At 63.7% G+C, this 10,466-nt stretch carries 8 protein-coding genes and 3 pseudogenes; 2 read left to right on the top strand and 9 right to left on the bottom strand.

All coding sequences use genetic code 11. From position 1 onward, the window contains the following. Nucleotides 1-90 precede the first annotated feature (90 nt). The 3 genes and pseudogenes from C487_RS13190 to C487_RS13200 all read right to left on the bottom strand — a co-directional run. A pseudogene (locus tag C487_RS13190) lies at nucleotides 91-321 on the bottom strand (ABC transporter permease subunit); the annotation flags it as partial. 3 nt (nucleotides 322-324) lie between these two features. Then, the gene (locus C487_RS13195) at nucleotides 325-1,566 is read right to left on the bottom strand and encodes an ABC transporter substrate-binding protein (RefSeq protein ID WP_006186288.1); all 1,242 of its coding nucleotides are present in this window, start codon (nucleotides 1,564-1,566) and stop codon (nucleotides 325-327) included. A 218-nt stretch (nucleotides 1,567-1,784) separates the two neighbouring features. Continuing rightward, complete coding sequence (locus tag C487_RS13200; protein WP_006186289.1) at nucleotides 1,785-2,789, bottom strand: MBL fold metallo-hydrolase; 1,005 nt, start codon at nucleotides 2,787-2,789, stop codon at nucleotides 1,785-1,787. A 217-nt stretch (nucleotides 2,790-3,006) separates the two neighbouring features. Here C487_RS13200 and C487_RS13205 point away from each other — a divergent pair, with 217 nt between their 5' ends. Further along, nucleotides 3,007-3,528, top strand: coding sequence for an ArsR family transcriptional regulator (locus tag C487_RS13205; RefSeq protein WP_006186290.1), 522 nt, complete (start codon nucleotides 3,007-3,009; stop codon nucleotides 3,526-3,528). A gap of 102 nt (nucleotides 3,529-3,630) precedes the next feature. Here the strand turns inward: C487_RS13205 and C487_RS13210 are convergent, their stop codons facing one another. From C487_RS13210 to C487_RS13225, 4 genes are all read right to left on the bottom strand, one after another. Then, nucleotides 3,631-4,116, bottom strand: a complete 486-nt coding sequence (locus C487_RS13210; protein WP_006186291.1) for a DUF6789 family protein — start codon at nucleotides 4,114-4,116, stop codon at nucleotides 3,631-3,633. 182 nt (nucleotides 4,117-4,298) lie between these two features. Continuing rightward, nucleotides 4,299-5,795, bottom strand: a complete 1,497-nt coding sequence (gene gatB, locus C487_RS13215; protein WP_006186292.1) for an Asp-tRNA(Asn)/Glu-tRNA(Gln) amidotransferase subunit GatB — start codon at nucleotides 5,793-5,795, stop codon at nucleotides 4,299-4,301. A gap of 199 nt (nucleotides 5,796-5,994) precedes the next feature. After that, on the bottom strand, nucleotides 5,995-7,392 hold the full coding sequence (locus tag C487_RS13220; protein ID WP_049908148.1) for a sodium-dependent transporter: 1,398 nt from the start codon (nucleotides 7,390-7,392) through the stop codon (nucleotides 5,995-5,997). A gap of 247 nt (nucleotides 7,393-7,639) precedes the next feature. Next, complete coding sequence (locus C487_RS13225) at nucleotides 7,640-7,819, bottom strand: hypothetical protein (protein ID WP_006186294.1); 180 nt, start codon at nucleotides 7,817-7,819, stop codon at nucleotides 7,640-7,642. A 95-nt stretch (nucleotides 7,820-7,914) separates the two neighbouring features. Between C487_RS13225 and C487_RS13230 the strand changes: the two genes are divergently transcribed. After that, the gene (locus tag C487_RS13230) at nucleotides 7,915-9,186 is read left to right on the top strand and encodes a PQQ-binding-like beta-propeller repeat protein (RefSeq protein ID WP_083864612.1); all 1,272 of its coding nucleotides are present in this window, start codon (nucleotides 7,915-7,917) and stop codon (nucleotides 9,184-9,186) included. Nucleotides 9,187-9,233: 47 nt separating this feature from the next. On the opposite strand, the pseudogene C487_RS19675 reads toward C487_RS13230, so the two are convergent. Both C487_RS19675 and C487_RS21905 read right to left on the bottom strand, forming a co-directional pair. Then, nucleotides 9,234-9,476 (bottom strand): annotated as a pseudogene (locus tag C487_RS19675) (AMP-binding enzyme); the annotation flags it as partial. A gap of 44 nt (nucleotides 9,477-9,520) precedes the next feature. Continuing rightward, a pseudogene (locus tag C487_RS21905) lies at nucleotides 9,521-10,451 on the bottom strand (AMP-binding enzyme); the annotation flags it as partial. Nucleotides 10,452-10,466: the final 15 nt, after the last annotated feature.

Genomic DNA, 10,466 nt, shown 5'->3' on the forward strand with positions numbered 1-10,466 from the left:
CGGATCGTCATTGCAATCACCAACTACGAGCGAGGACACGATCCAGGACGTGAGATGCTCAAGCTATGAGTTGGATTCTATGACACGCTCCCCCCACGAAAGGAGCGCGACCACGACGATGGTGACTGGGAACGCGACGGCCGAATGGATACTCTGTGCGAGGACGCCGAAGACGTAGGCACCGGACATGATCAGCGCGCCGTGAGCGAGGTTCAACGTCCCGCCGACGCCGAAGATCATGGTGAATCCGATCGCGATCAACGCGTAGACGGCACTGATCATCGTTCCTTGTAACACCAGCGTGGCGATGTCCCCGAGCATCGCTCACTGCATCCACGACGGCAGTTGGTGCTCCGCAGTCCGGTGCTCGTCGGGGTAGACGCACTCGCTTTCGTCCGGGCCGACCCACTGGGTAACGGGGTAGTTCGTGATCGTCCCGTCCGCTCTGCGCTCCTCGCGAACGTCGTGCGGGTAGTCGGAATCGGGCCCGTAGAAACTGAGTTGTCCGGCGACGCCGGTGACGTCGACCTCGAGCATCTCGGCGACGAAGTCGTCGAGATTGTTCCGCGTGTCCGTCGTCTCGAGGGAGTCGATTGCCGCCTTGAAGACGTGGATGCCGTCGTACGTGTTGAATCCCATGTACATCGGGGCTCGGATCGGAGCCTCGTCCGCGTCCTGGTATCGACTGGAATACGCTTCGACGAACGGCTGCGTCCGCTCCGTAATGGCCGTCACACCTGCGGCACCGGACTGTGCCGTCGTTTCGTATGTCGCCGCGCCTTCGTAGAGTTCGTTGTACGACGGCACCATTCCGGAAACGTGCACGCCCTCGATGCCGAACTCGTACTGCCCTTCGTGCCACCGCGTGAGCATATCTCCGCCGTCGATGTGTGCGAAGAACCGCAGGACGAAGTCCGCGTCCGATTCGTTGACGTCGCTCATCACCGGCCCGAAGTCGGTTCCTTCGATCGACAGGGCATCCTGATACACGATCTCTAGATCGCGCTCCGAAAGCAACCCCGGAATCCGTTCGCCGAACGGCTCCGTCCACTCGGCCTGATCGCGGAGGAACGCGACCCGCTCCCAATCGTGTTTGTCGTTGAGGTATGCACAGTAGTCGGCGATCGACTCGGCCTGAAAATCGGAATTGATCGGCCCGATACGGAAAACGTTCTTGTACGTGTCGTAGTCGGAACCGGCGTAGTCGGTAACGAGACTCGGGGCGGCCGATCCAGTGATCATGAGGGGAACATCGAACTCCGCCGTGAGATCCAGAATCGACTGCGTCGTCTCGGAGTTGAACGTTCCGATCAAGAGGTCAACGTCTTCCTGCTGGATGAGTTCCTCCGTCACGCTCTGTGCTTCGCTCGAGTCCGTCCGCGTGTCCTTCGTGATGACGGTTGCCTGTTCACCGTTGAAACCGCCACCCTCGTTGAGTTCCTCGACGGCCATGTCCACCGTCCGTTTGGACCCGATTCCGAGCGGGTTACTCATCGGCGCGAGATGACCGATAGTGAGCCCGTCGCTCCCGCCGCCACCGAGGCACCCGGCGAACGCCGTTGCCATCGTACCGGCCCCTGCAGCCCCCAGGAATCGCCGCCGTCCCACGGTTCCGTTACCAGTTCTACCCGATTTGAGACTATTATTATCGTCGTTAGACATTATCTATCACTAAGTTACCGATTCTCACCCACCCCTTTCGATCCTGCCATAATAAAGATGAGGGAAGTTAGCAAGTCACTTGGCAACTATACACGACTGTACTGTTGTCCGTGACTACCCGGTCATCGGCCATCGCTCCCGCCGCGATGGGTACGGACCGATGGGACGACATCCTCGAGATCGATCGCCCCGTCCCGGAGCCGGTACTCGCCGTTTTCGTACGCGAGACACCCCTCGTGGCGGAGGTGATCGAGATGTGCGAACGCCTCTCCGGGGCCGTGGACGATGTGAATGCCCTCGAGGTCGCCAAACAGGTGGGTGCTGACCGTCCAGGCATCGGCCGGTCCGTTCGCCGACAGGAACTCGAGGACGGTTTCGGTTCGCTCGCGGTGGTGCTCGAGGATCATCAGTGCGCGATCGGTCGGCTCCGAGATCGAATCGCGGTGGCCGGGCCAGACCCGCTCGTAGTCGCGGTCGGCGAGTCGCGTGAGGGCAGCCCTATACTTCTCGAGGGGATGGTCGACCCGGACGTCCGCCCCGCCAACGTTCGGCGTGTACACCGGGAGGACCGCGTCGCCGACGAACGCCTCGTCACCGCCGTCGAGTTCGAAACAGCACAGGCCGGCCGCGTGGCCTGGTGTGTGAATCGTCTCGAGGGTACGTCCGCCAACCGTGAGCACATCGCCGTCCGCGATCGGCGTCGGATCGACCGACTGGCCCTCTATCTCCGCCGCCTCGAGAAAAGCGAGGAATTCCGCTCGTGCGTCCTCGGGCACGCCCCACTCCTCGAGTCGGTCCCGGTGGCGGTCCTCGACCGCCGCGACCGCGGCGGATTGCTGGGCGACCAGCGGAGCGTCGGCTTCGTGGACGTAGACCGTCGCGTCGCTTTCGGCCTGGATCTCGCCGGCCAGTCCGGCGTGGTCGGCGTGGAAGTGCGTAAGCACGATGTCGTCGACATCCGCGATGTCGTAGCCGCGCTCGGCGAGACCGTCACGGAGGTCCCGACGAACGGGATCGGTTGCGAGTCCGGTATCCACGAGTGCGAGTGCGTCCACGTCGTCGTCGGCGAGCACGTAGGCGTTGTTTCGACCCTCGAACTCCTCGTTGCCGAGCGAAATGCGGTCCATGTCGGCTACCGACATGCTTCCTGCTAATAATTCGCGCGGTCGCGGAACGCGGCTTCCCACGACGGAGGTGCCGACCCTTGGCCCGCCACCGTGCGGGCACCGCTCGCTCCGTCACTCGAGTCCCACCGATCCCAGTCAGCGCGCTCCCGGGACCGTGACGTGTCTCTCGAGTCGTCCTCGCCGATACTTATGAGACCGCGTCTCGAATACAGATCGTATGGGAACTCCGCCGTCCACAGCCGAGACGTTCGAGTGTCCCTCCTGTGGCAACCTCGGCTTCGGTCAGGGCGAAATCGTCTGTTGCGATCGGCCGATGGAGCGGGTGACCGACACGGCTGTCGGCGTCAACCAGCCGGAACTCGACGAAGTGATGCGGTCGGTCTTCGGGATGTCCGAAACCGAACTGGACATCTGTCTCTGCGTCATGGAGGGTGGCGAACAGACCGTTTCGGAACTGGCCGAGCAGGTCGAGTACGATCGGAGCGTCGTCTCCCGCCATCTCAATCACCTCGCCGATCTCGGTGTGGTCGATAAACACCGCCGACTCCTCACGGAGGGCGGTCAGGTCTACATTTACGCACCCACGGACCCGGACGCCGTGCGACACACGCTCGCGGGAGCGTTCGTAATGTGGGCTCGAGAGGCCCTCTCGCTCATCGATTCGCTGAGTCGCGAAAAGACCGAAGCGATGGTCGACCGCGAAACACAGGACGCACAGTGGCGCATCTATCAGGAGTAACACCGCGGCGCTCCGCTCTCACCGGAGCGGGGTTATAGGAGCCACCGGCAGTCACTGCACGCCTGACCGCATGACGGCAGTGCGGTCGGTGTGTGAATCGTTTCAGTGCCCACTATCGGTTCCGCCCTCGAGCACGCCGTAGACGCCGCCGAGCACGAGACCGTACACGGCGTGCCAGAGCAGCGACGGCGGCGCGAAGTTGGGGAACGGCGGCGACGCGGGGGAGCCGACCGCACTGAGCCAGACGGGCATGAGGAGTCCGGCCAGCGCGACCCAGATCACGACGCCCCAGACGAGACCGAGGCCGACGACTTTCCCCATCGACTCGAACCCCAGCACACCGGCGAGTCCGGCGAAGGCGAGCCCCAACACTGCGCCGTGAAAGACGTGAACTGCCATCCCCACGGGGACAGTCGCCGGGGGTGCCAGGAAGTACAACGACGGAATCGCTACGGCGATCACCGCATCGTTCATACCGAGCATCAGCGCCCCCATGACGATTCCGCCCGCTATGCCACCGCCGACGCCCGCCTTCCAGTTGCTTCTGTGTGAAATCGTTCGAACACCACGACCGGTTTCAGTGGCCATACCGAACGGAGGACCCGCGTTTTCATAGGCGTGCTGAGGGTGTGGGATATGGACCCACGTTCGCGAAACAGTTATAAACCCAGCCGTCTCGAGCCGCTCAGAGCGTCGAGTATGGGCCCACCGCGTCGATTCTCGTCGGGCTTTCCGATCGGTGTCGCGGTCGATGGAGTCGGATTCGGGGTTCAGCCCTCGAGTTCGCGCCGCAGAAGCTGATTGACATCGCCGGGGTCGGCGCTGCCGCCGGTCTTTTGCATGACCTGACCGACGAGGAAGTTGATCGCGCCGTCGTCGCCGCTCTCGTAGTCGCCGACGGCGTCGGGGTTCTCGTCGATCGCTTCGACGACGGCCTGCTTGACCTCGTCCTCGCCGGTCTTCCCCAGCCCGTCCTCTTTGACGACCTCGTCCGGCATCCGACCGTCGTCGAGCATCGATCGCAGGACCGTCTCGCGGGCGTTCTTCGCCGTAATCTCGTCGTCGGCGACGAGTTCGACGAGCCGTTTGATCTCCTCGAGTCGCCCCTCGATCGCGGTGATCTCGATGTCGCGATAGTTGAGTTCGCCCAGCAGGTTGTCCGCGACCCACGTGGCGGCGAGGTCGGGATCGAACTCGCCGGCGACGTCCTCGTAGAAGTCCGCGACCTGTTTCGTCGAGGTGAGCTTCGAGGCGGCCTCCTCGCTGAGACCGTATTCCGCCTGGAACCGTTCGCGGCGGGCCGCGGGGAGTTCCGGAATCGCGATCTCGTCTTTCCAGCCCGAGACGCGCAGCGGCGGCAGGTCGGCCTCCTCGAAGTACCGGTAATCCTTCTCCTCCTCTTTCGACCGCATCGAGACCGTGATCCCGCGGGATTCGTCCCAGTGGCGGGTTTCCTGCTCGACCGCGCGCCCACGTTGAATGGCGTTTTTCTGGCGGGTTTCCTCGTAGGCCAGTGCTTTCTCCGCGCCCTTGTGACTCGAGATGTTCTTGACCTCCGTCCGGTTCGCGGCCTCGAGCGCGTCCATCCCGATCGCGTCGGTGTCGTCGCCGTCGATCTCGTTTTCGGGGATGATCGAGAGGTTGGCGTCGATCCGCAGGCTGCCGTCGCGCTCGGCATCGAAGACGCCCAGGTACTCCAAGACCTCCTCGAGTTCGGCGAGGAACGCCCGTACTTCGCTCGGACTGCGGAAGTCGGGTGCCGTGACGATCTCCATCAGGGGCGTGCCGGCACGATTGTAGTCGACGAGGGTGTACTCCGCCGAATCGATACCGCCACCGCCGCCGACGTGCTGGAGGCTACCCGGATCTTCCTCGAGATGGGCCCGTTCGATCGCGACGGTGCGTCGCTCGCCCTCGACGGCGATCTCGAGCGTGCCGTCCTGACAGATCGGCTCGTCGTACTGGGTGATCTGGAAGTTTTTGGGCAGATCGGGGTAGTAGTAGTTCTTCCGGTGGAAGCGGGTCTCTTCGGGAATGTCGGCGTCGATCGCCTTCCCGATCTTGACGGCGGCCTCGACGGCACCCTCGTTTACCACCGGGAGCGCCCCGGGAAGGCCGAGACAGACCGGACAGACGTTGTCGTTCGGTTCGTCGCTCGGCTCGGTCGAACAGCCACAGAAAATCTTCGTGTCGGTCTCCAGCTGGACGTGGACCTCGAGGCCGATGACGGTCACGAGGTCGCCCTGCTGGGCGGTCTGGGCAGTCATTGCAGCCCGATTCGGGCTGGGTGGGGTAAAACGTAACGGGACGGAGCCGCCGGTCGCAGTCGAACGGTCGCTGCCCACGGTAGAGAGCAACGGTTGAGGACCCGCCCGCGCGGCCGTCGGACGACGGTCTGCGACGACGAGGGACCGGGAGTCCGAAGTACCACGGAGGGGGTGTTTCAGGTACAGCCCCGTGAGTTCGTCACCCGTCGGTCCTGGCTGCGACCGCCAGTCGACAGCCGACGGTGGCGACGACGGCAACGACCGCTCGGCCGGCGGCTCCCAGTGATACGCCGGCAAGTGACACGAGCGTGTTCGTCAGCATGAACAGGACGACGACGGGCAACACCCAACTAACCGTCAGCAGCCACGGCTCGGCCAACACGGCGAACCGATCGGTGCCAGCGCGAAACTCCGCAAGTGCCGCCGCGCGGAGCAGCCACCCGACGATCGCGACGAACGCGAAGAGACCGACGGTTAACAGCAGATCCGCGAGCGTACCGGAGACGAACTCGAAGATCGGACCCACGAGCGCCAGCCCGCTCCCGGTCACCGCGAGCAGGAGTGAGACCAGCAGCGTTGCCCTGCGCCGCGGGACGTCGAAACAGTCGATAAGCGTCGCAACCAGCGTTTCGAGCAGATTAATCCCGCTGGTCACCGCAGCCATCAGGACGGTGGCGAAGAAGGCGGTCGCGACGACGGTTCCCCCCGGCAGCGACGCGAACGCCGGCGCGAGCGAGACGAACAGCGCACCCGGACCGCCGTGACCGGGATCGATACCCTGGGAGAACAACAACGGGATGACGACCAGTCCGGCGAGGACGCCGATGAACATATTCGAGAACGCGATGACGAGCGTGTTCCGTGGGAGCGAGACGTCCTCGTCGAGATAGGAGGCGTAGGTCAGCATCGCTCCGGTCCCCAGCGAGAGGGTAAACAGCGCTTGGCCCGCTGCCGGTCCGAGAACGCTCGAGAAGTTGGCAACGAGGTAGTCGGCGTCGAAGCTGAGGTAGAACGCGTAGCCGGCGGCGGTGTTCGGCTGTGTCGCCGTCCACACCGCGAGACCGCTCAGGAATAGCACGACCGCCGGAAGCATTACTTTCGAGGCGCGTTCGATGCCGCGGCTTACGCCGAAGAAGACGATCGCGGCAACGACACCGAGAAAGAGCAGGTGAAAGACAACGGCCTGAAGGCCGTAACTGATCGTTCCGAAGAACTGCTGTGGCTGACCGAAATACGCTCCGGTCGGCGAGGCCAGCATGTAGCGGAGGATCCACCCGCCGACCACCGAGTAAAACGAGAGGATCACGAGTGCCGTGATGACGTTGAACGTGCCGAGGGCCGACCCCCAGCGGGAGGCGATAAGCGAGCGAAACGTTCCGATCGGGGTCTGGCGGCCGCGGCGGCCGAGGACGAACTCGGCGAGCAGTCCCGGAACGCCGACGCCGACGACGATGAGCGAGTAGACGAAGAGGAACGCGCTGCCACCATTGCCGGCGGTCAACCACGGGAACCGCCAGATGTTCCCGAGACCGGCTGCACTGCCGATCGAGGCAAGAACGAACCCCACGTTCGATACCCACGAGTCGCGAGTGGACATTTATGTACAAGACTGGTCACTAACGTTGGGATAAGTCAGTGTTGATTCGGCCGTCCGTTCTCCTCGAGACGTTATCAGTTGCCCGCCAAACCGTCCCGGTGTATTTCGAAACAGTCGTATCGGACTATTGTCCCTTGTTGCGTTCGAACGCGCCCGCTGCCGGCTGGCGACGACGCGGCAGTCGACGCGTTCGCGGCCGCCCCGAGAGCGGCGGCGACACCGCAGCGGAGGACGACTGATCCCGCCCTTATCTGGCGTTCTCGAGTCGCTCTAACGCGTCGGGATTATCGATGCTGCTCATGTCGCCCAGATCCTCGCCGGTGTAGGTCGCCTGGACGGCCCGGCGGATGATCTTGCCCGACTGGGTCTTGGGGAACTCGTCGACGAACAGTACCTCTCGCGGGCGGAACGGTTTCCTGAGCCCCATTATGCCAGCGATATCACGCTCTATTTTATATACTGCAACTATAAATTCTCCCCAACCCACACAAGACATTTATAAATGTAAAAATACGGTAGCTTATGCAAAGACGGTCAGTACTCCAAACGATGGGCCGGACCAGCGTTGTCGCAGGCGTGACGGTATGTGGCTGTCTGAGTTCCGCCACCGATACCGAGTATCGGTGGAAATACGAGGTGGGCGGCAACATAGATGCCGTCTCCCAGAACACGGTATTCGTCCGAGAGCGCTCCGAGACGGAGTCACCCGACGATGGCGGATTCTTCAGTTTGAGCAACTCGAGCCCGTCGGCAAACGGACAGGTCGTTGCGCTCGATGCCGAGACCGGCGACCCCCAGTGGACGTACGGCGAAACGGGCGAAATGGCCGGCTACACGGAACTGACGGTCACGGATGATGTCTACTTCAGTTACTGCGGCGATGACAACTGTCATAGACTGTTCGCACTCGAGAGGGACGGTGACACGCGCTGGGAGAACGAGACGGGCGGTTCCTGGAATCGTCCAGTCGTCGCCGACGGCGTCGTCTACAGCGCTAACGATACTGGAACCGTGTGGGCGTTCGACGCAGACACTGGTGACGAACGCTGGACACGTCGAGTTCGCGGCCCCGACGGTGGCGGGGGGAGTTCCGGATCCATCATCGCAGTTGCCGATGCCGTCTACGTCGCAATCGACGCCGGGGTCGTCGCACTCGAGCGGGGCGACGGGAGTACGCGCTGGCGATACGATATCGATACCGAACGGCCGATTCTCGACACTGAGGTCGCAGACGGCGTCGCGTACATCGTGACGACCGATCGGGTCGTTGCGGCCGCGGACGGCGATCGGCTGTGGCACCGGCAGTTCGAGGCGGTCGATATCGGTATCGAGACGACGATCACAGGTCTCGCGACAGACCGACTGTTCGTGTTCGCCGAAACCGAAGGGGCCGCGTTCCGTCTGTTCGCGTTCGATACCGCGACCGGCGAGCGAGACCGGGTCTCGGAACCGCTCGAGCATCCGAGCCAGGAGCACGCTCCACAGGCGACCCTCCGCGACGGGACGGTCTATCTCGGATCAAATCAACTCCATGCCCTCGACGTGGTGACCGGGAACGAACGCTGGGAGGTAACGATCGACGCCGGTCCGATTCAGTCAGTGACAACCATCAGCGCGGAGACCGCGGAAGACGACGCCGTGTTCGTCCACGCCGACGGGAGCCGACTGGTCGGGTTCACCTCGGACGGCGAGCGAACGTGGACGGGTGCTGTCGACGGACGAATCCGGAACTATCTGGTGGACGAATCCGTGTTCGTGTCGACGGACGAAGCGGTTTACTCGCTGCGCCGATAGATCGCGCCCGCCTCGAGATGGTCACGAATCCATACGATCCGCGCTGACTACCGCGCGTCCTCGAGTTCCGCGAGCGCGTCGGGATTCTCGATACTGCTCATGTCACCCAGATCCTCGCCGGTGTAGGTCGCCTGGATAGCCCGGCGGATGATCTTTCCCGACTGGGTCTTGGGGAACTCGTCGACGAACAGTACCTCTCGCGGGCGGAACGGCTTCCCGAGTTCTTCGCCGACCTGCGCGCGCAGTTCCTCGCGGAGGTCGTCGGTCTCCTCGAGCCCGTCCTCGAGGACTGTCTCTTATACACATCTCTGATGGCGCGANCGAACAGTACCTCTCGCGGGCGGAACGGCTTCCCGAGTTCTTCGCCGACCTGCGCGCGCAGTTCCTCGCGGAGGTCGTCGGTCTCCTCGAGCCCGTCCTCGAGGACGACGTAGGCGACGACGGCGGTGCCGGTGGTGTCGTCGGGTGCGCCGATGGCGGCGGCCTGGGTGACGGCTTCGTGGTCGATGAGCGCACCCTCGACCTCGGCAGGGCCGACTTTGCGGCCGGCGACGTTGAGGGCGTCGTCGGCGCGGCCGTGGAGGAACCAGAAGCCGTCGTCGTCCGTCTGGGCCCAGTCGCCGTGGTCCCACAGNCGTTGAGGGCGTCGTCGGCGCGGCCGTGGAGGAACCAGAAGCCGTCGTCGTCCGTCTGGGCCCAGTCGCCGTGGTCCCACAGGTCGTCGAACGTCGACCAGTACTCCTCGAGGTAGCGCTCGTCGCCCGACCACAGGGATTTGGTCATGGAGGGGCAGGAGTCGCGGGCGACGAGATAGCCGCGTTCGGTGTCCGCTTTGACGGAGTTGCCCTCGCGGTCGACGATGTCGATGTCCATGCCGAGGCCGGGGCCGCCGAGCGTACAGGGTTTCAGCGGCTGGGTGNGAGATAGCCGCGTTCGGTGTCCGCTTTGACGGAGTTGCCCTCGCGGTCGACGATGTCGATGTCCATGCCGAGGCCGGGGCCGCCGAGCGTACAGGGTTTCAGCGGCTGGATGGGCAGGGGCATCAGGAAACAGCCACAGATCTCGGTGCCGCCGGAGATGTTGATGATCGGGGCCTCGCCGTTGCCCACGTTCTCGTGGAACCAATGCCAGGACTCGGGGTCCCAGGGCTCGCCCGTCGATCCCAGAACGCGCAGCGAGGAGAGATCGTGGCCCTCGAGCCAGTCGTCGCCGTGTTTGCGTAGCGCGCGGATCGCGGTCGGCGAGATGCCGAACTGGGTGAGCTCTGTCTCTTATACACA

The organism is Natrinema pallidum DSM 3751 (assembly GCF_000337615.1).
Classification (GTDB): Archaea; Halobacteriota; Halobacteria; order Halobacteriales; family Natrialbaceae; genus Natrinema; species Natrinema pallidum.

Coding starts and splice junctions, on each gene's coding strand:
- C487_RS13195 (WP_006186288.1), bottom strand. CDS start 1,566: ATGGCAACGGCGTTCGCCGGGTGCCTCGGTGGCGGCGGGAGCGACGGG.
- C487_RS13200 (WP_006186289.1), bottom strand. CDS start 2,789: ATGGACCGCATTTCGCTCGGCAACGAGGAGTTCGAGGGTCGAAACAAC.
- C487_RS13205 (WP_006186290.1), top strand. CDS start 3,007: ATGGGAACTCCGCCGTCCACAGCCGAGACGTTCGAGTGTCCCTCCTGT.
- C487_RS13210 (WP_006186291.1), bottom strand. CDS start 4,116: ATGGCCACTGAAACCGGTCGTGGTGTTCGAACGATTTCACACAGAAGC.
- gatB (WP_006186292.1), bottom strand. CDS start 5,795: ATGACTGCCCAGACCGCCCAGCAGGGCGACCTCGTGACCGTCATCGGC.
- C487_RS13220 (WP_049908148.1), bottom strand. CDS start 7,392: ATGTCCACTCGCGACTCGTGGGTATCGAACGTGGGGTTCGTTCTTGCC.
- C487_RS13225 (WP_006186294.1), bottom strand. CDS start 7,819: ATGGGGCTCAGGAAACCGTTCCGCCCGCGAGAGGTACTGTTCGTCGAC.
- C487_RS13230 (WP_083864612.1), top strand. CDS start 7,915: ATGCAAAGACGGTCAGTACTCCAAACGATGGGCCGGACCAGCGTTGTC.